At 37.9% G+C, this 21750-nt stretch carries 26 protein-coding genes; 10 read left to right on the plus strand and 16 right to left on the minus strand.

Features of this window, described 5'->3' with window-relative positions; all coding sequences use genetic code 11:
• Nucleotides 1-78 precede the first annotated feature (78 nt).
• Nucleotides 79-711, minus strand: a complete 633-nt coding sequence (locus tag MKY00_RS25035) for a helix-turn-helix transcriptional regulator (protein WP_016718821.1) — start codon at nucleotides 709-711, stop codon at nucleotides 79-81.
• Between the two features lie 71 nt (nucleotides 712-782).
• On the minus strand, nucleotides 783-1223 hold the full coding sequence (locus tag MKY00_RS25040) for a DUF86 domain-containing protein (RefSeq protein ID WP_000274011.1): 441 nt from the start codon (nucleotides 1221-1223) through the stop codon (nucleotides 783-785).
• A gap of 147 nt (nucleotides 1224-1370) precedes the next feature.
• Here MKY00_RS25040 and glpX point away from each other — a divergent pair, with 147 nt between their 5' ends.
• The 3 genes from glpX (at nucleotide 1371) to MKY00_RS25055 (ending at nucleotide 3497) form a co-directional block, all read left to right on the plus strand.
• A complete protein-coding gene (gene glpX / locus MKY00_RS25045; protein ID WP_000439091.1) occupies nucleotides 1371-2342 on the plus strand; it encodes a class II fructose-bisphosphatase in 972 nt (323 codons plus the stop codon).
• Between the two features lie 17 nt (nucleotides 2343-2359).
• The gene (locus tag MKY00_RS25050; RefSeq protein ID WP_000392606.1) at nucleotides 2360-2626 is read left to right on the plus strand and encodes a DUF3055 domain-containing protein; all 267 of its coding nucleotides are present in this window, start codon (nucleotides 2360-2362) and stop codon (nucleotides 2624-2626) included.
• Nucleotides 2627-2999: 373 nt separating this feature from the next.
• Nucleotides 3000-3497, plus strand: a complete 498-nt coding sequence (locus MKY00_RS25055) for a hypothetical protein (RefSeq protein ID WP_016718822.1) — start codon at nucleotides 3000-3002, stop codon at nucleotides 3495-3497.
• A 36-nt stretch (nucleotides 3498-3533) separates the two neighbouring features.
• Here MKY00_RS25055 and MKY00_RS25060 read toward each other — a convergent pair whose 3' ends face one another.
• A complete protein-coding gene (locus tag MKY00_RS25060) occupies nucleotides 3534-3836 on the minus strand; it encodes a YutD family protein (protein ID WP_000435941.1) in 303 nt (100 codons plus the stop codon).
• A gap of 118 nt (nucleotides 3837-3954) precedes the next feature.
• Between MKY00_RS25060 and MKY00_RS25065 the strand changes: the two genes are divergently transcribed.
• Nucleotides 3955-4533, plus strand: a complete 579-nt coding sequence (locus MKY00_RS25065) for a YhcN/YlaJ family sporulation lipoprotein (RefSeq protein WP_000744038.1) — start codon at nucleotides 3955-3957, stop codon at nucleotides 4531-4533.
• Between the two features lie 37 nt (nucleotides 4534-4570).
• Here MKY00_RS25065 and MKY00_RS25070 read toward each other — a convergent pair whose 3' ends face one another.
• Nucleotides 4571-5302: a MerR family transcriptional regulator gene (locus MKY00_RS25070; protein ID WP_016718823.1), complete on the minus strand. Its 732-nt coding sequence runs from the start codon at nucleotides 5300-5302 to the stop codon at nucleotides 4571-4573.
• A 100-nt stretch (nucleotides 5303-5402) separates the two neighbouring features.
• On the opposite strand from MKY00_RS25070, the gene MKY00_RS25075 reads away from it, so the two are divergent.
• On the plus strand, nucleotides 5403-6218 hold the full coding sequence (locus MKY00_RS25075; protein WP_011040809.1) for a YhfC family intramembrane metalloprotease: 816 nt from the start codon (nucleotides 5403-5405) through the stop codon (nucleotides 6216-6218).
• A gap of 23 nt (nucleotides 6219-6241) precedes the next feature.
• Here the strand turns inward: MKY00_RS25075 and MKY00_RS25080 are convergent, their stop codons facing one another.
• On the minus strand, nucleotides 6242-6685 hold the full coding sequence (locus MKY00_RS25080) for a hypothetical protein (protein ID WP_016718824.1): 444 nt from the start codon (nucleotides 6683-6685) through the stop codon (nucleotides 6242-6244).
• A gap of 132 nt (nucleotides 6686-6817) precedes the next feature.
• Between MKY00_RS25080 and MKY00_RS25085 the strand changes: the two genes are divergently transcribed.
• Together MKY00_RS25085 and MKY00_RS25090 are read left to right on the plus strand one after the other, a co-directional pair.
• Nucleotides 6818-7372, plus strand: coding sequence for a histidine phosphatase family protein (locus MKY00_RS25085; protein ID WP_016718825.1), 555 nt, complete (start codon nucleotides 6818-6820; stop codon nucleotides 7370-7372).
• A 74-nt stretch (nucleotides 7373-7446) separates the two neighbouring features.
• The gene (locus MKY00_RS25090; RefSeq protein WP_000272744.1) at nucleotides 7447-7926 is read left to right on the plus strand and encodes a YbaK/EbsC family protein; all 480 of its coding nucleotides are present in this window, start codon (nucleotides 7447-7449) and stop codon (nucleotides 7924-7926) included.
• 20 nt (nucleotides 7927-7946) lie between these two features.
• On the opposite strand, the gene lipA is transcribed toward MKY00_RS25090, so the two are convergent.
• Nucleotides 7947-8843: a lipoyl synthase gene (gene lipA, locus MKY00_RS25095; protein ID WP_000166370.1), complete on the minus strand. Its 897-nt coding sequence runs from the start codon at nucleotides 8841-8843 to the stop codon at nucleotides 7947-7949.
• Nucleotides 8844-9032: 189 nt separating this feature from the next.
• Between lipA and MKY00_RS25100 the strand changes: the two genes are divergently transcribed.
• A complete protein-coding gene (locus tag MKY00_RS25100; protein ID WP_016718826.1) occupies nucleotides 9033-10016 on the plus strand; it encodes a M23 family metallopeptidase in 984 nt (327 codons plus the stop codon).
• 36 nt (nucleotides 10017-10052) lie between these two features.
• Here the strand turns inward: MKY00_RS25100 and yunB are convergent, their stop codons facing one another.
• From yunB to MKY00_RS25115, 3 genes are all read right to left on the minus strand, one after another.
• Nucleotides 10053-10784 (minus strand): sporulation protein YunB, encoded by a 732-nt coding sequence (gene yunB, locus MKY00_RS25105; protein WP_016718827.1) that lies wholly within the window; start codon nucleotides 10782-10784, stop codon nucleotides 10053-10055.
• Nucleotides 10785-10838: 54 nt separating this feature from the next.
• Entirely contained in the window at nucleotides 10839-11141 is a 303-nt protein-coding gene (locus MKY00_RS25110) for a YunC family protein (protein ID WP_000248463.1), read from the minus strand.
• 65 nt (nucleotides 11142-11206) lie between these two features.
• On the minus strand, nucleotides 11207-12622 hold the full coding sequence (locus MKY00_RS25115) for a bifunctional metallophosphatase/5'-nucleotidase (protein ID WP_267498555.1): 1416 nt from the start codon (nucleotides 12620-12622) through the stop codon (nucleotides 11207-11209).
• Between the two features lie 555 nt (nucleotides 12623-13177).
• Here MKY00_RS25115 and MKY00_RS25120 point away from each other — a divergent pair.
• Nucleotides 13178-13507 carry a PadR family transcriptional regulator gene (locus MKY00_RS25120; RefSeq protein WP_000356633.1) on the plus strand — a complete coding sequence of 110 codons (330 nt, stop codon included), beginning with the start codon at nucleotides 13178-13180 and terminating at the stop codon, nucleotides 13505-13507.
• Nucleotides 13507-14253, plus strand: coding sequence for a VanZ family protein (locus MKY00_RS25125; protein ID WP_016718829.1), 747 nt, complete (start codon nucleotides 13507-13509; stop codon nucleotides 14251-14253). Before MKY00_RS25120 ends, MKY00_RS25125 begins: the two co-directional genes overlap by 1 nt.
• A 363-nt stretch (nucleotides 14254-14616) precedes the next feature.
• Here MKY00_RS25125 and sufB read toward each other — a convergent pair whose 3' ends face one another.
• From sufB to metQ (MKY00_RS25160), 7 genes are all read right to left on the minus strand, one after another.
• Nucleotides 14617-16014 carry a Fe-S cluster assembly protein SufB gene (gene sufB / locus MKY00_RS25130; RefSeq protein ID WP_001118823.1) on the minus strand — a complete coding sequence of 466 codons (1398 nt, stop codon included), beginning with the start codon at nucleotides 16012-16014 and terminating at the stop codon, nucleotides 14617-14619.
• A 48-nt stretch (nucleotides 16015-16062) separates the two neighbouring features.
• Nucleotides 16063-16494 (minus strand): Fe-S cluster assembly sulfur transfer protein SufU, encoded by a 432-nt coding sequence (gene sufU, locus MKY00_RS25135; RefSeq protein ID WP_000009523.1) that lies wholly within the window; start codon nucleotides 16492-16494, stop codon nucleotides 16063-16065.
• Complete coding sequence (gene sufS / locus MKY00_RS25140) at nucleotides 16484-17704, minus strand: cysteine desulfurase SufS (RefSeq protein ID WP_016718830.1); 1221 nt, start codon at nucleotides 17702-17704, stop codon at nucleotides 16484-16486. The genes sufU and sufS overlap by 11 nt, the downstream gene beginning before the upstream one ends.
• A complete protein-coding gene (sufD, locus tag MKY00_RS25145) occupies nucleotides 17704-18996 on the minus strand; it encodes a Fe-S cluster assembly protein SufD (protein ID WP_016718831.1) in 1293 nt (430 codons plus the stop codon). Before sufD ends, sufS begins: the two co-directional genes overlap by 1 nt.
• A 15-nt stretch (nucleotides 18997-19011) precedes the next feature.
• On the minus strand, nucleotides 19012-19797 hold the full coding sequence (gene sufC / locus MKY00_RS25150) for a Fe-S cluster assembly ATPase SufC (protein WP_000929157.1): 786 nt from the start codon (nucleotides 19795-19797) through the stop codon (nucleotides 19012-19014).
• Between the two features lie 238 nt (nucleotides 19798-20035).
• Entirely contained in the window at nucleotides 20036-20842 is an 807-nt protein-coding gene (gene metQ, locus MKY00_RS25155) for a methionine ABC transporter substrate-binding lipoprotein MetQ (RefSeq protein ID WP_000722401.1), read from the minus strand.
• 72 nt (nucleotides 20843-20914) lie between these two features.
• Nucleotides 20915-21727: a methionine ABC transporter substrate-binding lipoprotein MetQ gene (metQ, locus tag MKY00_RS25160; protein WP_016718832.1), complete on the minus strand. Its 813-nt coding sequence runs from the start codon at nucleotides 21725-21727 to the stop codon at nucleotides 20915-20917.
• Nucleotides 21728-21750 lie beyond the last annotated feature (23 nt).

Genomic DNA, 21750 nt, shown 5'->3' on the forward strand with positions numbered 1-21750 from the left:
TCACCTTATCATACCACTCTTATATTACCCGCTTTTCCAAAAGAAAAAAACGCTTTACCTTAAAGCGCCCCATAACGTTCATTTTTTCTCTTTTATTTGGTAAGAACAACTACAATCGCCCTCGCACATGTTTGCTAGCGTTTTCACATCTGCGTTCACAAATAAACGATTATACATCTCTTTTTCATCTTCACACACTTGCGGGAATCTCTCTGCAATTTCCTTTAACGGACAATTTTGTTTTTCAATTACGAAAGAGTTCTCTCCATCTCTCTTGATTTGAACCATATAACCATTTTTCTCTTGCATAGCTGCTATCTCTTGCACTTTATATGCTAAATTCTTTTGATTACTCACTCGCTTTTGCAACTGTTCTTCCATACGCTTCGTTCTCTCTTTTAAAACGTAACGAAGTATTTTTTCATCGCCCATTCGAGCTAAATCTTCTAGCATATCAATCGCAAATTGCTTATACTCTTTCGGAAATGTATCTTCTCCCTTTTCGCTTAATCCATACAAATAAGTTGGTCTTCCGACATGTTGCCTTACCATCTTGGAATAGATGAAACCATCTTTCTCAAGATTACTTAAATGTCTTCGAATTGCCATTTCTGTAATCTCTAACATTTCAGCTAGTTCCGCTACCGTGTGCTCTCCCTTTACTTTCAACAACTGCACAATTTCATCTTTCGTCGTACGTGCTTCCCCCATGCTTCACCCTTCTCCCTCACATACAATATAAGACCCCCAAAAGGCATTCTCTGGGGATCTTATAAGCATAATTATTCTGGTACAAATGCAGATACAGGTCCTAATTCCTTCTCTAAATAACTGCGAATATTTGCTGGGTATTTCTCTACCACTGCAATATGTTTTTGAATCGTCTTATATAATTCATCATGATTCATTTGAATATAATCTTGCGTAAGCATTTTTCGAAGAAGGATAATTTCTTTCATCCCTTGTCCATCTTCTGTACTTATCACTCGCTCGTCCATTAAAATATCGATAATATCTTCATAACTTCCTGGATCGCGCATAATAAATCCATCAATCATCGCATTCCCTACATCTAATACACAATCAATCATTAGATGAGCTATGCGTTCTAATGCGTAAAATTCAAACTCGGTTTCATATATCTTTTTCTCTTGAAATGTACTTGTTGCTCGTTCTAAACATACTAGCATTTGTTCTATTTTCTTTCTGTCTACAAAATACATGAATGTCACCTACCTGGAAATTAAAGCATTTACATTTTAATTGTAACGCTTTCTTCTGAAAAAATCGACAATTTTTCGAATTCACCTTTTCTCCGTTATTTGTTATAGTTATATTTGTATGATTTTTGAAATTGGAGGAATGGAACCTTGGAACGTGAACTCGCACTAGAAATTGTCCGTGTAACAGAAGCAGCAGCATTAGCATCCGCACAGTGGATGGGCCGCGGAAAGAAAAACGAAGCAGATGATGCAGCAACTACAGCAATGCGTGATATGTTCGATTCAGTAAACATGGCAGGTACAGTTGTAATTGGTGAAGGAGAACTTGATGAAGCACCGATGTTATATATTGGTGAAGAACTAGGAACAGGTAACGGTCCAGAAGTAGATATCGCCGTTGACCCATTAGAAGGTACAAACATCGTTGCAAAAGGTCTTGCAAATGCAATGGCAGTTATCGCAATCGCAGATAAAGGAAACCTTCTTCATGCTCCTGATATGTACATGGAAAAAATCGCGGTTGGTCCAAAAGCAGCTGGTAAAATTAGCTTAGATGATCCAATTGAAAAAACAATTGAAATTGTAGCAGAAGCTAACAATAAAAAGATTCGCGATCTAACAGTTATCGTTCAAGAACGTGAACGTCATCAAGATATTATTGATCGTGTTCGTGCAAAAGGTGCACGCGTAAAATTATTTGGTGATGGTGATGTTGGTGCGTCAATCGCAACAGCACTACCTGGGACAGGTATCGACTTATTCGTAGGTATCGGTGGAGCTCCAGAAGGTGTTATTTCTGCAGCAGCATTAAAATGTCTTGAAGGTGAAATGCAAGCTCGCTTAGTTCCAATGAACGAAGAAGAAGAAGCTCGTTGTCGTGAAATGGGATTAGAAGACCCTCGTCAACTTCTAATGCTAGAAGACTTAGTATCTGGTGATGACGCAATCTTCTCAGCAACTGGTGTATCTGCTGGTGAATTATTAGACGGCGTAAAATTCCTAGGCGGAGATTTAGCTGAAACATACTCTATCGTAATGCGTTACAAAACAAGAACAGTACGATTCATTAAAACGCATCACCATTTAGATCATAAGCCACACTTAAACTTAGATATTTAATAAAAGGAGCCATGTGTATGGAAGAACGTTTCTTTCTGTACGACGACACTGTCGCTACAAAAACTCGTTTCGTTAGCTTTATGGGAGAAAATGAGCGTCATGATTTAGCGCTATTATACTCCGATCGTCATTACGGTAAAACAATTGTCCTTGATATGCAGCGTAATAAATTCGCAATCATCGGCGCTGACGATTTAAACGAACCAGGCTACTTAGAGCACGCATTTTCTATGACTGAAGAAATTGCAGAAGAACTACGCTCATTTTTATTTGAACTTATATAATTTATCCCAAACACCAGCTTTTTAGCTGGTGTTTTTTTCGCTTTAAGTATTTTGAATTTTCTAATCTTTATGTTATAATGAAGAATAAATCTATTTGGATAGAAAGGACGTTATCTACGTATGCCAATAACTACTTTGTAATGGACCAGCAATTGGATAGCATTACTCTCAAAAAAGCACCATGCTTTTTCAAGGGAGTAGTCTGCCCATTCCCATTACAAAGGAACGTATTGCATCTGTAGTATGATGTTTACGGAGGTTCCTCTTTGGGGAACCTCCTTTTATTTTTGTCTTTTCCTTCTGTCTTCATACTACAAGACATCCAAATAGCTGTATTACGTTTCTTTGCCACTACTATAAGAGGTGAAGGAAAATGCAGAAAGTACAACTTTCTTGGAGTTTATATGAAAACGAGCAAAACACAATCGAAAAGTATTGTAAAAATTGCAGACGCACTACCCTATTTACCGATACAAATATTCGTAGGCATAACGCCAACGGAAAAAACATATACCGCTTTGCTATTTATAAATGTCCGAAAGATCATACGTGGAATCAAAAATTGCGTATTTATAAATCATTTACTGATCACGTTGAAACAGTCGATATGTCGCAGCAGGATCAACTAGAAACAACTACTACCATTTCCATTACGCAACATAAAGAAAATGGTATAGCTGAAATTACGATTGTATTAGACCTCGTTTTCGGTTCCCACCGGATGGATAAAACTTTATCCACATATATTTCCGACTGGAGCCGTACACGCATTGTGAATAAAATTAAAAACGGGGATATTCAATTGAACGGACAACAAATGAAACCAAATACAATACTTTCTGAAGGCGATCGTATCTCGATTTGTTTATAATGCAAAAAATCCTCTTACAATCGTAAGAGGATTTTTTTATTTCTTCACTTTTCGTAATACGAAGTGTGCACAACCGAAGTTACAGTACTCGTATAAATACTCCGATAACGTACTAATTTTCGTATCATATGTCGCACGCTGGTTACTGTCATCAAAGAATCCGCGCAATCTAAGTTGCTCATAACCCCAGTCCCCAACGATGTAATCATATTTATTTAAAATTTCTGCATAGCGCTCTTTAAATGCTTCTTCACTAAAACCGTCACGAAAGTTTTTAATTACTTCGTACTGCACATTATTAATGCTCACCGTAGCATGAATCTCTTGCTTTTGCTCCATCATTAACTTCCTCTCTAAGCATTCTTCTTTTTATCGTATCACAAAGCATACCAACCAACAATTTCAAATACAAAAAATTGAAAATTAGTGCATGCTATGGAGAAGGAGGTGATACATCGTGAAAAAACAAATTATACTTTCTCTTCTCACTCTTTCCTTATTTGCAGGCTGCCAATCAACGAATAAAGCCGAAATGGAACGTGAAGAAGGAAGTCGTGTTCTTGTTTCCAATAAAAACGACATGTATCATACGGAAAATACAAATACACGGCTTACAAGAGTCGGTTATTCATCTAAACAAAAGCATGAAGTGTCTAACAAACAAGTAGGAGCCATTAACCGTGAGAAAGTCGCTGAAATGATTACAAGTATGACAGTCAAACTTCCTGACGTTACAAACGCTGCTACGCTCGTTACCGATGATGAAGTATTTGTTGTATACCGTGCAAACACAACAGATCCAAAACTCGTAGCGGATCAAGTATATAGAGCTGCTTTGTCCATCGTCCCTCGCTATTATAAAGCATATGTATCAACAGACCAAAAGTTGATTTCTCAAATTCAAGGCCTTCAATCTGGCGCATTAAATGATACAGAATATACACAGAGCCTCGATATGTTAAAACGTGAAATGAGCAAAAATCCTCATTTGAACAATACGGGGGATCAGACTTTGAATGATATGATAAAAAAATAAAGAAGGTGGAGAAAACCTCCATCTTCTTTATTTTTTACTATTTCTTACGATTTGCGTAAACCTCCATCGCATCACACATAAACTGAGCTAAACCTTCGCCAAACTTATCGATATTTTTCGTAAAGCGCTCATCAGCGACGTACATTTGACCAAGTCCTTTAAAAGCATCTAATGAATATTCACCGAAGTTTTGCAAATAATCGTACCATACTCCAATTGCTTCTTGTGCCTCTTTAGAATCTGGTGCACCATGTCTAAGCGCCGCTAAATTTCTGTAAATCGTATTAAACTCTTCTTGATTGTCTTTTGACATACCTTTCGCATATTCATTCGCTTTATCTACAGCTGCGTCTCCCCATCTTTCACGCGCTTCTTCTTCGTACGGATTATGGCTGAAATCGAAGCCTTCAAATTTCTCTTTATTCGTCATTTCAATCTCTCCTTTTGTATGCTGAATTGTCTTATCAATCGTCGCAATCACTTTATCTAACCTAGCCCGCTTTTCAAGAAGCATTTTTTTATGAAGCTGCAATGCTTCTTCCCGGTCAAATGATGGACTCATGATAATGTCTTTAATTTTCTTCAAAGGGAAGCCTAATTCTTTAAAAAATAAAATTTGCTGCAACGTCTCTAAATTTTCATTGGAATACAGACGATATCCAGACTCTGTCGTCTCGTCTGGGGTTAACAACCCGATTTCATCGTAATGATGCAGTGTGCGCACACTAATTCCAACTAAATTAGCTACTTCTTTTACCTTCATTGTCATGCGTATCTCCCCCTTAGTACATACGATAAAGTATGACGCAACGTTAGAGTCAATAAGTAAATTCATTTTATCTTAAAAAGTTTCATCTCTCCTATATTTCATGCATAATAGATATGTACATATATTAGAAAGCGGTGAAAGTATGGTTTCAAATACTGTAATTGCCAGCATCATCTTTCAACTCATTGTCTCGATTCTGGTCCCAATTATTGTACTCGTTTATTTCCGTAAAAAATATAATATAAATTGGAAAGTAGTCGGCGTTGGTGTTCTTATCTTTATCGGATTTACCCAAATTCTCGAAACACCATTCCACCTATTTATGCGCGGTAATCCAGCAATCGCTCCAATTTTAGAAAATCCATTTGTTTTCGCACTCTATGGCGGACTCACTGCTGGTATTTTTGAAGAATTAGGACGCTTCGTTGCCTTCTTCTTCCTACTAAAAAAATATCAAGAATATAAAGATGGCTTTGCTTACGGAATAGGTCACGGCGGGATAGAATCCATTTTAGTTGGCGGATTCTCTGCATTCCAAGCACTTATATTTGCGAATTCAATTAACAACGGTAGCTTCGCCCAGATGGTCGAAAAAATGCCGGAACTAAGTCGCCTACAGGACATGTTAATTCAGCAACCTGCCTACTTATACTTCCTTGGTAGCTTAGAAAGAATTATGGCACTCGTGCTTCAAATCGCCTTTACAATGCTTGTTTTATACGCAGTGAAGCAGAAGAAATATATCTTCCTTGTGTACGCTATACTATTCCACGCACTTGTAGACTTCTTCGCGGCACTTTACCAAACGAAAACAATTAACATCTTTGTTGCAGAAGGAATCACCCTTCTCTTCACAATTGGTGCTATCATTCTTATTCGTAAAATGAAAGAGAAATTAATGAGTGTGCCGGAATAAAAAATAACCCGCCAATTGGTGGGTTATTTTTTATAAGGATTATCATAGTGATGATAACTTTTGCCACTTTGCAGCTCCTTCTTTGTTTCTGCATCTATAACGATGTACTTGTGTAACTCTTCTACTTCATTTTGAGAAAAGGAAGCGAAAAAATAAACTTGGCGATCAGGGTGAATAAAAGAATCTTGAAGCACCACTTCACCCCGACAACCCGCGGCTGTTTTTTGTAGAAAAGAAAGTTCTTCATCGGGTACTTCTTTAAATAAAATCTTTTTTCGAACACTATACGCTGCATTATTGTATTCTTTATACATTTTCTTATCTAACTGTTCGTAAAACACATCTTCGCTCACAAATGGCTTATTTCGATTACTTGGATAACCTAACTTTTGATTGGATTGTGCATATGTTGTGGACATTTGCGTCAGAAAACACATCATGAATACGATACATATCATTTTTTTCATACTGGCACCTCAATTTTCATTATCCACATTACTTTTCCATATATATAAATCACTATGCACTTTCCAATAAAAAGGAATTTTTTTCGCATTTGTCGAAGTATATAGCGTCAACTTGAAAGATGGGGATGAATTATGAAGAAAATTATTGTAATACGACATTGTTCAGCAACTGGCCAAGAACGTGATGCCGAATTAACGACCGATGGAAAAAAACAAGCAAACACCCTTGCTACATTCCTCTTAGAAAACCAACTACAAATAGATCATATTATTTCAAGCCCATTTGTGCGAGCTATCGATTCTATTCGGCCCTATGCACTCCAAGCTAATTTGTCTATCCAAGAAGATGAACGATTAGCTGAACGCATATTAAGCGACGTTCCAATGGACGATTGGATGCAAAAACTAGAATCTACTTTTATAAATATAGATATTGCCTTTTCAGGCGGAGAGTCAACAAAACAAGCAACGGACCGTGCTATATCGCTTATCGAAGACGTTTTAAAATTAAACCATTCTACAACATTACTCGTTACACATGGAAACTTACTTACGCTCATTTTAAAGCACCTTGATCATACGATCGGCTTTCATGAATGGAAAGCTTTAACCAATCCTGATATGTACGAAATTACAATTGATGAACAATGTAGCCTAAAACGATTATGGAAAGCACCGTCCAAGTAATATCTCTTTCCAACACATTCAGTTGACGCCACGAGAAGGAACTGTACTAATAATAGAAAGGGGTATCACTCCATATGTACGAAGATGTACTTGCTTTACTACATAAAACAAATGTTTCTTATGAAAAATTTGAACATGAACCGGTACTCGATTATGAGACAGATCGGATCGTACGCGAGAGGCTTGGCTTACAAGGCACTCCAAGTAAAAGCTTATTTTTAAAATCAAAGGCTGGAGATTATTACGTATTTTTCACGTTAGAGGGCACAAGGCTTAACCGCGGAGAGATGAAAGAACTAACGGGAGAACGCTTATCTCTCTGTTCTCCTGATGAACTGCGAGACAAAACTGGTTGTACGCCGGGATGTGTAGCTCCTTTCGGGTATTCACACGATGTAACAATTATTGTGGATAACGCTATTTATACGTACGATAAAATTTTAATTACACCTGGTGTACCTGAATTTACAATTGAATTATCCACAGAAGAATTAAAAAAGATTTTATTAACATGTTCAAATACTGTTTTGGAGTACAAACAAAAAGAGAGCTAATCATTAGCTCCCTTTTTTCATTATTTTGCTTCTGCTGTGTTTTCTTTTGCAGAACGAACTTGCTCGTCCGCATGGTAAGAAGAACGCACAAGTGGGCCAGCTTCACAGTGGCTAAAGCCTTTGCTAAGTGCAATTTCTTTTAGCTCTGCAAATTCTGCTGGTGGGTAATATTTAAGAACTGGTAAATGCTTCTTAGATGGTTGTAGGTATTGTCCAAGAGTTAAAATATCTACATTGTTTGCACGTAAGTCATCCATTGCTTCAATTAAATCTTCTCTCGTTTCACCTAAGCCCACCATAATGCTCGATTTAGTTGGAATATCAGGCTGCATTTCTTTTGCTCGACGTAAAAACTCTAATGAACGATCATATTTTGCTCTAGCGCGAACTCGGTCAGATAATCGACGTACTGTTTCAATGTTATGGTTTAAAATATCTGGTTTTGCATCCATTAACATTTTTAAGTTTTCTTCTACTCCACCCATATCAGATGGTAATACTTCGATTGACGTAAATGGATTTTTACGACGTACAGCGCGTACTGTTTCAGCAAAAACAGCTGCTCCACCATCTTTTAAATCATCACGTGCAACCGCTGTTATAACAACGTGCTTTAAGCCCATCTGTACTACAGAATCTGCTACGCGTTCTGGCTCTTGTAAATCAAGCTCAGTTGGTAAGCCTGTTTTAACCGCACAAAAACGACAAGCACGTGTACAAACCGCACCTAAAATCATAAATGTTGCTGTTTTTCTTACAGCCCAGCATTCATGAATATTCGGACATTTTGCTTCCTCACAAACTGTATGAAGATTTTTAGAACGCATCATTTTCTTTAAGCCTGTATAGTTTTCATTCGTGTTTAACTTAATTTTCAACCATTCGGGCTTGCGCTTATATTCTGTTTGTTTTGTCATGGTTATCAACTCCGCACAATATGAAATAGTTTACCGTGTTCGCTTCTTTCAATGTAACATATCTATTCTAACGTATGAAAGCGATTTGCTCAAATGAAGATTCTAAGATTTTTTCCAATCGTTCCCTATAATGAAATACTCCGTATATCCCACACTAAAAAGAGTGATGATGTGAAAGGAGTCTATTTCATGCTTCGAAAAATTTCTCTTTTGCTTTCGATTTGCTTTCTTCTCCACCAAAACATCGCTTACGGTGAAGATAATCAGCAAAGCATATACGAAAAGCGCATGGCACTATATAAAGAAACCGAGCAAGCTTCAGGCATTCCGTGGTATTACTTAGCTGCAATGGATCAATACGAAAGAAATATACGGAGCGTAAGAAAAGATATTCCGAAAAAACCAGATGCCATCATTTCCCTTTATTTCAAACCAGAAATATGGGCTGGACCTGTTAATGGTAACGACACTCTCCCCCATACAATTGCTCTATTTGGCGGGTTAGGTTTAGATGGTGACAAAGATGGATTTGCAAATGCAAATAACGACCGTGATCTTTTGCATACAGCAGCAACGATTTTAAAGAAACAAGGAACGTCAGAAGAACGTATTAAAATCATGCTCTGGGAATATTATAGACGTGCAAAAACAGTTGATTTAATCACCGAATACGCCCAAATTTATAAACATTATGGACGTATTAATTTAGAAGGAAATGCGTTTCCTCTCCCTATTCGCAGTGACCATAGCTACCGTAGTACTTTCGGCGCTGGAAGAAGTTTTGGAGGACGAAGAGTTCATGAAGGAACTGATATTTTTGCAGGCTATGGCGTACCAGTAAGATCCACTTGCTATGGCATTATTGAAACAAAAGGCTGGAACCGCCTTGGCGGATGGCGCATCGGCATTCGCGACCTTCATAATAATTACCATTATTACGCTCATTTAGGTGGATTCTCAAAAGAAATACAGCTTGGGCAAATTGTCGAGCCTGGAAAAGTAATCGGATTTGTTGGTAGCACCGGTTACGGACCTCCCGGCACAGCTGGAAAATTCCCGCCCCACCTACATTTCGGTATGTATAAAGACAATGGTTATACAGAATGGGCTTTCGATCCATACATGCATTTAAGTCTTTGGGAGCGAAAAGAACGCGCGAATACAAAACGATAACCGTAGCACATTGCTACGGTTATTTTTTATATTCGACTAACTATCCGTTTTCTTTTTATCAGGTACAACAACACTTCCGCTTCCATAATACGTAGGCACTTCCCCTTGAACGATACGCGTCGCAATCGGAACATCTTGTTTTACTTTTATTTCTTTCGTATGAAATGGAATAATGACTTGCAACGTCACTTCCATCTCCATAATAATTTGAATCGCAGTCGTATTGATTCCGTGCGGCTCAATTTTTTGTTTAATATCCGTATTTACATGACCAATCGTTGTGAAATCAATTGGAATGCCGGGTCCGATATTTCCAAGAAGTGCATTATTTGTTACACGGCCAAACGGAACTGCCATTGTTGCCCCATTTTTTTCAGAAATACCTAGCCCCTTCAAATTCCCTTGTTCTACTTGCTGTAAATATTTTTCTATGTATGTGGTCGTTGACGTTACGATTTCATTTACTTGCTTCGTATTTAAATTAATTGTGGACACTTTCCCGTTTTTATCATTTTGTACTTTCATTAATGAATCGACATCGAATCCCTCATCGATCCTATCTTTTACCGCCTTCGTCATAACCGCTGTCGCCATTTTATGTGTCTCTACTTCTCCATATTTCATTAATGTCGGCTGAATGCTGCTATTCACAATCCATAATCCTTGCACGAGTAATATGACAAAAAGAATAAACGACATAAGCAGTATGTGCCGAAAGGAAATAGGTCCCCTTCGAAACCGCGAATTTTTCGAACGAAATATACTCATACAAAACCCTCCTTCTTATATCATTTCTATGCAAGAAGGAGGGACGATATATGCTTATCTCATTTTTAATAATGCTTCTTTTCCGATTGTGCCAGCCGTAATACCTAAAGCTTCAGCTTCAATCGTTACTGATTCTAGCGGCGCTTCAAGAAGTTGTTCAATCGTTCTTACACCAACCGCGCGGCCGGCAATAATACCTCGATCCCCTAACTTCTCATTTAAAAGACCTACATCTAATGCACCGCACATAATATATCCTTTATCGCTCATTACAGCTAGCAAATTTGTCTTTGGAAGTTTGACGCTAACCGCAATAAACGTATAATTATCGATTATAATTGGCTCCACATTAACCATAGTTCACACTCCTCTCTTTCTTATCTGTATGACAAGAGAAAAATGAGTGTTACAAGTTAACTAGCCTATAGTTTGACGGAAGATGTATAAGTTATTAACATGTCTGTTAACACATCTCTAAGTAGTTCTGGCATATAATATTGTTTGTCAGAAAGTGTGGATAGCTCTGGGTATAAGTAGCCGAATGTAAACATATCAATCGTTCCTACTGTATATATACGATCTAATTCCAGCGATTCCCCGTTAATTAATACATCTTCGAGTAAAATTTTATTCCCAGGAATCGTATCTGGAATGACTTCTACACCAGCGTAAATCATTTTTCCCATTACTTTCCCGCGGAATCCGAATCCTTTTACCTCAAGGTTCTCCATATTCGGGCGACCTGCTTTCAATATCACTTCTCGTAACGTTTTCCCCGGCACTTTCAATAAACATGGATTAATGGGATGTGGACAAATTCTGTGAATATCTCCGCGCGTCACAACGCCTTCTTCTAATCCTTCAAGAAGTACACCAGCGTTCACCATGCCAATCTCTGCACCACACCAGTTTTTCAGCGCATTTGCTAACATGTGCGAAAATGCTGTCTCATGAAACCAATTAACCGGTAATGATTCCTTTAAATGAACGACAGGCTCTTCCATAATATGTTCACTTTCTTCCTGCAGCGCTTCAATTGTGGATAACGGTTTGCTATAAGCACCTAAACGTTCAGTCTTAATCGCTCTACCATCCTTTTTCAACAGCTTCTTCATCTCTTTATCCACAGTAAGTTGAACGTGCCCAACGTAACGTCCCCACTTCTCACAACAGCAAAGTAACGTATTATTCATAAGAACACCACGCTCAAATAAATGATGCGTATGTGCCCCTAAAATAACATCTATATCATAATGCTCCGCCATATGCTCATCCATGCTTTTTCCAAGGTGAGAAAGGACAACCGTTATATGAGCCTCACCTCTCACTTCTTCTAAAATAGACTCTAAATGCTCGATTGGATCTTCAATATGCCAATCTAACATTTGATAAAACTCTGGATACGCAACCGTTAATCCGATAAAAGCAATCGTAATCCCATCTGTCGTTGTATGTAATTTATAAGGCTTTGCCCACTCCGGACGTACCCCTTCTTTTTCAAATAAATTCGCGACAAGCACCTCAAATCCAGCATCATCATATAGACGATTCAAATGCTCCTTCGCTAACGTAATTCCTTCATTGTTTCCGATCGTTACATAATCATATAACGCCTCATTTAAAAGCTTCGTATTGCCAAGCCCATTCGTCGCTTCCGAAATACTATGAAAACGATCCACATGATCGCCGATATCTACAGTCAAAACGGTCTCTCCCGCTTCCTGTCTTCGCTTTTTCTCTCCTTGTACAAACCGAGAAATTTGCGGCCAATTTTCAAAATGACTATGTATATCGTTTGTATGATAAAGGTGGATAATTGTTTCTTTATTTATATTCAGAGAAAAAACCTCCTCTCAGTTCCTTACTGCCATTTACGCTATGCGTACGCAATAATCCTGTAAATACTTTTCGTCTTTTCTTGCTATTTTACATTGTACTCGCATTGTGAGAAAAAGCAAAAGATTGCCCTTTTTCATATGAGAAACTTTCTTTTTTTAGTTGTTGGATTCGTTGAGAGAACGGGGGTGGGATTTGTCAGAAAGTTTGTTGAGTGGTTTTACGAGGTGTTTGTTTGGTTTTCTTGTGGGGGTGTTGTGGGGGTTTGTCAATATCTTAGCCTCAACTACTTCCATTCGGCCACTTCATGCATATCATCTAAATATTGAGGGGTATACGCCCGCTCTGCTATGTCGTAATTTGTTGATAAGTCGATATTCCTTGTCGAATCGTCGATATATTGAAATAATCGCTGATATATTGAAATAATCGTCGATATATTTGAAAAATCGCTGATATATTGAAATGTATACTAGCAGGGGTATACTCATGCATATATACCTTGTAACACGACATATGTCGTGTTACAATCTCATTATAAGGTGGTGAACCATAAAATGGATAAAGAGATATTAAAAGGAAGTATTGATATTTTACTTCTCTCCATCATTAAACAGCACGATACGTACGGATATGAAATTATTCAAAAGCTAAAAGAAAACAGCAATGATTTATACACAATGAGCCAAGGTACACTCTATCCAGCACTCAAACGTCTGGAACAAAAGGATTTAATAAATTCCTACTGGGGCGAATCTGAAACGGGTATGAAACGAAAATTTTATCGCATCACTACGAACGGAAAGAAAATTTTAGAAGAAAAACTAACAGCGTGGGATTCAGTTACAGCTCTTATTAAAACTTGTCAGAAAGGAGCTTTAAATTAATGACGATTGAAAAATACATAAAGAGTATCGTTCAAAAAACAAACCTATCCCAATCTGATAAAAGCGAACTATACTTCGAAATTTATGATCATCTCACAAGCTTAAAACAAGAATTTCTCGATCAAGGAAAATCTGAAAAAGAAGCTACTGCATTAGCCATTCAAAACTTTGGAGAAGCCTCTACTTTAGGAACTGAAATTGAAAAAGCGATGCAATCTTCTATGCAAAAATATGTGCAGTGGATTGGCTGGGGACTGTTTTTACCGTATTCGTTTGTTTTGTTATTTAAACTATTGCTCGGGAGGTCAGCTTTTTACTTTGGTAATCTGAAGTACTTCTTTGAAACAGGTGACTGGCATGCTATACACGGTGGGTTAATAAACTTAGTTCCTTTCAGAAGTACAATCAACTATTTAAGTGGATTCGATCCTACTCATTTACTAGATCCTTATAATATAGAAATCGTACTTATGAACACATTAGGAAACGTCATCATATTCATCCCATTCGGATTCCTGCTACCTTTATTATTTAAACAAATTAACAATGTAAAAATGGCATCCAAAATTTTTATTAAGTTCATTTTATTAATTGAATCGTTACAACTCCTTACCTTTACTGGTGTTTTCGATATTGATGACATCATACTCAATATGCTAGGAGCTTTAATTGGGTACGGTTCTTTTGTTGGGATGAAGTATATTTTGGAACGTGTTAAATCTGTGGATAAGGTGGATACGATTTAGGTTCGGGGTATACGACCTGTTCTTCCTGTCGTAATTTGTTGATAAGTCGATATCCCTTGTCGAATCGCCGATATATTGAAATAATCGCTGATATATTCGGAGTTATCGTCGATATATTTGAAAAATCGCTAATATATTTAGCCAGAAACCCACCTGGGTATCTCGGCTAACCCCACCCCAAGCCAAGCTCACACAATAAAAAAAGCGCCCTGCACAGCAGGGCGCTTTCTTCATACATATATTGTCCAGCTTCGCCTCCTAGACCCTCATGTCTAAGAACCTTCCGCACGAGAAGATAAAAAGCATCTTCTGTGCGGAAGAACCTTAGCCAACGGGTCTGAACAGTCGGCTCCGCATTTCTATTTAACCGATAGAACCTTCCATCTCAAACTTGATTAGGCGGTTCATTTCAACTGCGTATTCCATTGGAAGTTCGCGAGTGAATGGCTCGATGAAGCCCATTACGATCATTTCTGTAGCTTCTTGCTCAGAAATACCACGGCTCATTAGGTAGAATAATTGTTCTTCTGATACTTTCGATACTTTCGCCTCGTGCTCAAGTGAAACGTAATCGTTTTTAATTTCGTTGTAAGGAATTGTATCAGATGTAGATTGGTTATCCATGATTAACGTGTCACACTCGATGTTAGAGCGAGAGTTTTTCGCTTTTGGTCCGAAGTGTACAATACCACGGTAAGTTACTTTACCACCATGCTTCGCAATCGATTTAGAAACGATTGTTGAAGATGTGTTTGGTGCTAAGTGAATCATTTTCGCACCAGCATCTTGGTGTTGGCCTTTACCAGCAATCGCGATAGATAATGTTAAACCACGAGCACCTTCGCCTTTTAAGATAACTGCTGGGTATTTCATCGTTAATTTAGATCCGATGTTACCGTCAATCCATTCCATCGTTGCGTTTTCTTCACAAACCGCACGTTTTGTAACTAGGTTGTATACGTTGTTCGCCCAGTTTTGGATTGTTGTATAACGGCAATATGCATCTTTCTTAATGATGATTTCTACTACCGCACTGTGAAGTGAGTTAGTCGTGTAAACAGGTGCTGTACAACCTTCTACGTAGTGTACGTGTGCGCCTTCGTCTACGATGATAAGCGTACGCTCGAATTGTCCCATATTTTCAGAGTTAATACGGAAATACGCTTGAAGTGGTGTATCAACTTTCACACCTTTTGGAACGTAGATGAATGATCCACCAGACCAAACTGCAGAGTTTAATGCTGCGAATTTGTTGTCTGTTGGTGGGATTACTTTTCCGAAATGCTCACGGAAAATATCTTCGTTCTCTTTTAATGCGCTATCTGTATCTTTAAAGACGATTCCTAGAGCTTCTAGGTCTTCTTTCATGTTGTGGTATACAACTTCAGATTCGTACTGTGCAGATACACCAGCTAAATATTTTTGCTCAGCTTCTGGAATACCTAATTTATCAAATGTCGCTTTAATTTCATCAGGTACTTCATCCCAAGACTTCTCAGATTTCTCAGATGGTTTTACGTAGTACGTAATTTCATCGAAATCTAAGTCGTTTAAGTCGCCGCCCCATTGTGGCATTGGCATTTCATAGAACTTATCCAGTGATTTTAAACGGAAGTCTAACATCCACTGTGGTTCTTCTTTCATACGTGAAATCTCTTCAACGATCTCTTTTGTTAAACCGCGTCCAGCACGGAAAATCGAAACGTCTTTGTCTTTGAAACCATATTTATAATCGCCGATATCTGGCAGTTGCTTCGCCATGTTGGTGTGTCCCTCCTTAGATAACCTCGTTTTTAGGAACCTTTAACATTACTTATCTTCGTTTAAGCCCTTTTCTAACGCTTTCCACGCTAATGTTGCACATTTAATACGTGCAGGGAACTTGCATACGCCTTGTAATGCTTCAATATCTCCTAAATCGATGCTGTCATCGTACTCTTTTCCTAGCATCATGTCAGAGAAAATTTTAGAAAGCTGAAGCGCCTCTTCAATTTTCTTACCTTTTACTGCTTGTGTCATCATGGAAGCTGAAGACATTGAGATAGAACATCCTTCTCCTTCAAACTTCGCTTCTTGCACAATACCTTCTTCTACTTTCATCGTAAGTTGAATACGATCGCCGCAAGTTGGATTGTTCAAGTTAACTGTAACACTATCTTCTAGCACGCCATGGTTACGAGGATTTTTGTAATGATCCATAATAACTTGACGATATAACGTATCTAAATTATTAAATGACATTTGTGAAATACTCCTTTGTCTTGATTAGCGATTCAACAAATGTATCAATTTCTTCTTTTGTATTATATAAATAGAAGCTCGCACGTGCTGTTGAAGAAGCTTTCAGCCACTTCATAAGCGGTTGTGCACAGTGGTGTCCTGCGCGAACCGCAATACCTTCTACATCTAATACAGTCGCTACATCGTGAGGATGTACGTCTTCAATATTAAATGTAACAAGACCAGCGCGATGCTTTGGACCATAAATTGTAACGCCATCTACTTCTGATAGTCTTTCTAAAGCGTATTGCGCTAATTCATGCTCATGCTTTTCAATATTATCAAGACCGATTTCTTCTAGGAAATCAATTGCCGCACCAAGTCCAATTGCATTACCGATAATCGGTGTACCTGCTTCAAACTTCCACGGAAGCTCTTTCCAAGTAGATTCTTGTAAATCTACGAAATCAATCATTTCACCGCCAAATTCAATTGGCTCCATATTGTTTAGCAATTCTTTCTTACCATATAATACGCCGATACCTGTAGGTCCGCACATCTTATGAGCAGATAATGCGTAGAAATCACAGTTTAAATCTTGTACATCTACTTTCATATGAGGTGTACTTTGTGCACCGTCAACGACCATAATTGCGCCATTCTCATGTGCGATTGCTCCGATTTCTTTTACAGGGTTAATCGTTCCAAGTACGTTAGAAACATACATGATAGAAACGATTTTTGTATTCGGTGTAATTGTTTGACGAGCATCTTCTATTGAAATTGTCCCATCTGGTTGAAGCGGAAGATATTTTAAAGTTGCGCCAGTTTTCTTCGCAACTTGCTGCCACGGAATGATGTTACTATGGTGCTCCATGTAAGAAATAACGATTTCATCGCCTTCTTTTACATTTTCAAGACCATAGCTAGCCGCTACTGTATTTAATGCAGTTGTCGTTCCGCGCGTGAAAATAATCTCTTCCATTGATTTCGCATTAATAAACTTGCGAACTTTCTCGCGTGCACCTTCATACGCGTCGGTAGCTTTCGTACCGAGCGTATGAACACCGCGATGCACGTTAGAGTTATATTCTTTATAGTAATGTTCTAACGTTTCAATGACTTGAATTGGTTTTTGAGAAGTTGCTGCACTATCGAAATAAACAAGTTGTTTGCCGTTCACTTTTTGATCAAGAATTGGAAACTGTTTGCGTATTTCATGAATATTCATTAGCGAACTTTCCTTTCAATTACCTCAACAAGCTGTGCCTTTACTCCTTCAATTGGAAGCTCATTAACTACAGGTGCTAAGAATCCATGGATGACTAAACGTTCTGCTTCGCGTTTTGGAATACCACGGCTCATTAAGTAGTATAGTTGAGTTGGATCTACGCGACCTACTGAAGCTGCGTGACCTGCCATTACATCATCTTCGTCGATTAAAAGAATTGGGTTTGCATCACCGCGAGCTTTTTCATCTAACATAAGAACGCGAGAAGATTGTTGTGCATTTGATTTAGATGCACCGTGTTCAATCTTACCAATTCCGTTAAAGATAGATGTTGCACTATCTTTTTGTACACCGTGTTTTAAAATCCAACCTTCAGAATGTTTACCGAAGTGAACAACTTTAGTTGTAAAGTTTTGTGTTTGGTTACCACGGCCAATTGTTACTGTTTTCGTATCAGCATATGAACCGTCGCCCATTAAGTTTGTAACGTTCTCTGAAATTGTGTTTCCGTCATTCATAAGGCCTAGAGCCCAATCAACGCGGCCGTCGCGTCCAACAATACCGCGGCGGTTAACGTAAGTTGTTACGTCTTTTGCTAATAAATCAACCGCACCGAATTTCACTTGTGCGCCTTGTTCCACGATTACTTCTGCTACGATATTTGCAATACCTTTAGCATTTTCATTTGCAACGTAGTTTTCTACATAAGTTGCAGTACTGTTCGCATCAGCTACGAATAATACGTGGTTATATACGTTAGCTTCTTCGCCGTCTACTAAGAATACAGCTTGAAGTGGCGTTTCAAGAACAACGTTTTTCGGAACATATACGAATGCACCACCGTTGATTAATGCAGCATGAAGTGCAGTTAGACGATGCTCGTCTACCTTCACGCCGTCTTTCATTAAGTACTTTTGTACTAGTTCAGCATGCTCTGTTGCAGCTGTTACGATGTCTGTGAAAATAACACCTTTTTCTTTTGCTTCGTCTGCTAAAGAAACGAATGCAGTTGTACCAGTACGTTGCACTAATACGCTGTTATTTTCATCGATTAAGTTTTTCACTGCTTCTGGAAGCTCTGTTAAAGAACTTACAGGCTCTTGCTTAGCAGCGTCGCCTTTTCCGATAAAGTCCCATTTGTCAATTTTCGTTTTATCAGGAGTTGGCATTGGAAGTTCAGTTGCTTGTGCAAGAGCTTGTAAGCGGAACTCAGTCAACCAAGCTGCTTCGTTTACTTCGCTTGCGCGTTGACGGATTATTTCTTGATCGAAAGGTAATGTACCGATTGTCATGTTTATGCTCCTCTCTTACGCTTCTTGCTCTGTTGTTTCGTCTTCAATACCTAATTCTTTTTTAATCCAGTCGTAACCTTCAGCTTCTAGACGTTGTGCAAGCTCAGGGCCACCAGATTTAACGATACGACCGTTCATCATAACGTGAACGAAGTCTGGAGTGATGTAGTTTAATAAACGTTGGTAATGCGTAATCATTAGGCAACCGAAGTCTTCGCCGCGCATTTCGTTAATACCTTTAGATACAACTTTTAATGCATCGATATCAAGACCTGAGTCAATTTCGTCTAAGATTGCGATTTTTGGCTCAATCATCATTAATTGAAGAATTTCGTTACGTTTTTTCTCACCGCCAGAGAAACCTTCGTTTAAGTAACGTTGTGCCATTTCTGGATCCATTTCTAGGAATTCCATGTTTTTATCTAATTTACGGATAAATTTCATAAGAGAAATTTCATCGCCTTCTTCACGACGTGCGTTAATTGCAGAACGTAAGAAGTCAGCGTTTGTTACTCCGCTAATTTCACTTGGATATTGCATTGCTAGGAATAGACCTGCTTGCGCGCGCTCGTCTACTTCCATTTCTAATACATCTTCACCGTCGATGATGATGCTACCTTCTGTTACTTCATATTTTGGGTGACCCATAATTGCAGAAGATAAAGTTGATTTACCTGTTCCGTTAGGTCCCATAATTGCGTGGATTTCTCCACCTTTTACTTCAAGGTTTACACCTTTTAAAATTTCTTTGCCATCAATTGATACGTGTAAGTCTTTAACCGTTAATGTAGAACCAGCCATCTCAATACCTCCATTAATCCTATATATACATTTTAAAAATTCCTAAAACGTTCATATTCTCATTTTATTCTCATTCTAATTTTATATCAAATAAAATGATATCGCAAACGATGAAAAAAAGTAACAATTTTTTCACAAATGTATATAAGTATTTCACTTGCATCCTTATATGATACACCTTTCTTCTTATTTATATAAAGAAAAAAGGACTGGTAAATTTCCAGCCCTTTCCTTATATCTATTCACTTACCGGAAGTACAGCACCTTTATATTCTTTATTAATAAAATCTTGAATTTCTTTTGAATGCAGCACTTCTACTAGCTCCTTAATTTCTTTTTTCTTCTCGTCACCTTTACGAACTGCAATAATATTTGCATACGGAGAGTCTGATCCTTCAATCGCAATCGCATCCTTTGTTGGATTTAATTTTGCATCAATTGCATAGTTTGAATTAATAAATAATGCATCACCTTCATTATTTTCATATAACTTCGGTGAAAGACCAGGCTCTACATCTGTTTTAAACTTTAAGTTTTTCGGATTTTCTACAACATCTTTTACTGTTGCTTTCACAACATCTACTCCGTCTTTTAATTTAATAACGCCGCCTTTTTGTAACAGCGCTAGCATACGGCCACGCTCCGCTACGTTATTACTCATAATCACTGTCCCGCCATCTGGTAAGTCTTTTAAGCTTTTATATTTCTTAGAATAAATGCCCATTGGCTCTAAATGAATTTTCCCTGCGTTTACAATTTTATATCCTTTTTCTTGAATTTCTTTATCTAAGTAAGGAATGTGCTGGAAGTAGTTTGCATCAATTTCCTTATCCGCTAACGCTTTATTCGGCAGCACATAATCTTGGAATTTTTTAATTTCTAATTTAATACCCTTTTTCTCTAATATCGGCTGTGCCTTTTCTAAAATAACAGCGTGCGGTACGTTAGAAGCTCCCACAACAAGCTTATTCTCCTCTTTTCCTCCGCAAGCAGCTAATGTAAATACAGACAGCGCTGTAACAACTGACAATAAAATCTTTTTCATATGATGTCCCCTTCTCCCGTATAATTATGTAGTTATAAAAAGGGCTGGCATACACCAGCTCTTTTACAGCAATTATTCTTTTACAGGAACAACTGCCCCTTTATATTCTTTATTAATGAAATCTTCAATTTCTTTAGAATGTAATACTTCTACAAGAGCTTTAATCTCTTTCTTATCTTTATCGCCTTTACGAACAGCTACTACGTTTGCGTATGGTGAATCATTACTTTCAATTGCAATTGCATCTTTTTCTGGGTTTAACTTCGCATCAATTGCATAGTTCGAGTTAATTAGAACCGCGTCGCCTTCTTTATTGTTATACACTTGTGGCAATAAACCAGGCTCAATATCTGTTTTGAATTTCAAGTTTTTCGGGTTATCCGCAATATCTTTTGGAGTTGCTTTAACCGGATCTACTCCGTCTTTAATTTTTAAAATACCTTCTTTTTGTAAAATTGCTAGACCACGTCCATGGTCAGCAACTGAATTACTCATAATAATTGTCGCTCCGTCTGGAAGTTCTTTTAAGCTCTTATATTTTTGAGAATATACACCAATCGGTTCTAAATGAATCTTTCCTGCTACTTCAAAATCATATTTTTTATCTTTCATTTCTTTTTCTAAATACGGAATGTGCTGGAAGTAGTTTGCATCTAAATCCTTATCCGCTAACGATTTATTTGGTAATACGTAGTCTTGGAATTTTTTCACTTCTAACTCAATTCCTTTTTTCTCTAATAAAGGTTTAGCCTTTTCTAAAATAACCGCATGCGGTACGTTAGAAGCCCCCACAACAAGTTTCTTTTCATCTTTATCTTTTCCGCCACAAGCAGCTAGCCCCAAAATTGAAGTTGAAATCAGTGCTGTAAGTAATAATTTTTTCATTTGAAACATCCTCCCGTTTTTTA

Source organism: Bacillus sp. FSL R9-9834, from assembly GCF_038006905.1.
Lineage (GTDB): Bacteria > Bacillota > Bacilli > Bacillales > Bacillaceae_G > Bacillus_A > Bacillus_A pacificus.

Excerpts from the sequence above, each read along its gene's own strand:
- sufB (WP_001118823.1), bottom strand. The coding sequence starts at position 16,014 with ATGGCGAAGCAACTGCCAGATATCGGCGATTATAAATATGGTTTCAAA.
- MKY00_RS25060 (WP_000435941.1), bottom strand. The coding sequence starts at position 3,836 with ATGGAGCAAAAGCAAGAGATTCATGCTACGGTGAGCATTAATAATGTG.
- lipA (WP_000166370.1), bottom strand. The coding sequence starts at position 8,843 with ATGACAAAACAAACAGAATATAAGCGCAAGCCCGAATGGTTGAAAATT.
- sufD (WP_016718831.1), bottom strand. The coding sequence starts at position 18,996 with ATGACAATCGGTACATTACCTTTCGATCAAGAAATAATCCGTCAACGC.
- MKY00_RS25055 (WP_016718822.1), top strand. The coding sequence starts at position 3,000 with ATGCAGAAAGTACAACTTTCTTGGAGTTTATATGAAAACGAGCAAAAC.
- sufS (WP_016718830.1), bottom strand. The coding sequence starts at position 17,704 with ATGAATATTCATGAAATACGCAAACAGTTTCCAATTCTTGATCAAAAA.
- MKY00_RS25125 (WP_016718829.1), top strand. The coding sequence starts at position 13,507 with ATGACGATTGAAAAATACATAAAGAGTATCGTTCAAAAAACAAACCTA.
- MKY00_RS25080 (WP_016718824.1), bottom strand. The coding sequence starts at position 6,685 with ATGAAAAAAATGATATGTATCGTATTCATGATGTGTTTTCTGACGCAA.
- MKY00_RS25070 (WP_016718823.1), bottom strand. The coding sequence starts at position 5,302 with ATGACAATGAAGGTAAAAGAAGTAGCTAATTTAGTTGGAATTAGTGTG.
- MKY00_RS25100 (WP_016718826.1), top strand. The coding sequence starts at position 9,033 with ATGCTTCGAAAAATTTCTCTTTTGCTTTCGATTTGCTTTCTTCTCCAC.
- MKY00_RS25035 (WP_016718821.1), bottom strand. The coding sequence starts at position 711 with ATGGGGGAAGCACGTACGACGAAAGATGAAATTGTGCAGTTGTTGAAA.
- metQ (WP_016718832.1), bottom strand. The coding sequence starts at position 21,727 with ATGAAAAAATTATTACTTACAGCACTGATTTCAACTTCAATTTTGGGG.
- MKY00_RS25085 (WP_016718825.1), top strand. The coding sequence starts at position 6,818 with ATGAAGAAAATTATTGTAATACGACATTGTTCAGCAACTGGCCAAGAA.
- MKY00_RS25075 (WP_011040809.1), top strand. The coding sequence starts at position 5,403 with ATGCATAATAGATATGTACATATATTAGAAAGCGGTGAAAGTATGGTT.
- MKY00_RS25050 (WP_000392606.1), top strand. The coding sequence starts at position 2,360 with ATGGAAGAACGTTTCTTTCTGTACGACGACACTGTCGCTACAAAAACT.
- sufU (WP_000009523.1), bottom strand. The coding sequence starts at position 16,494 with ATGTCATTTAATAATTTAGATACGTTATATCGTCAAGTTATTATGGAT.
- yunB (WP_016718827.1), bottom strand. The coding sequence starts at position 10,784 with ATGAGTATATTTCGTTCGAAAAATTCGCGGTTTCGAAGGGGACCTATT.
- metQ (WP_000722401.1), bottom strand. The coding sequence starts at position 20,842 with ATGAAAAAGATTTTATTGTCAGTTGTTACAGCGCTGTCTGTATTTACA.
- MKY00_RS25110 (WP_000248463.1), bottom strand. The coding sequence starts at position 11,141 with ATGGTTAATGTGGAGCCAATTATAATCGATAATTATACGTTTATTGCG.
- MKY00_RS25040 (WP_000274011.1), bottom strand. The coding sequence starts at position 1,223 with ATGTATTTTGTAGACAGAAAGAAAATAGAACAAATGCTAGTATGTTTA.
- MKY00_RS25090 (WP_000272744.1), top strand. The coding sequence starts at position 7,447 with ATGTACGAAGATGTACTTGCTTTACTACATAAAACAAATGTTTCTTAT.
- MKY00_RS25120 (WP_000356633.1), top strand. The coding sequence starts at position 13,178 with ATGGATAAAGAGATATTAAAAGGAAGTATTGATATTTTACTTCTCTCC.
- sufC (WP_000929157.1), bottom strand. The coding sequence starts at position 19,797 with ATGGCTGGTTCTACATTAACGGTTAAAGACTTACACGTATCAATTGAT.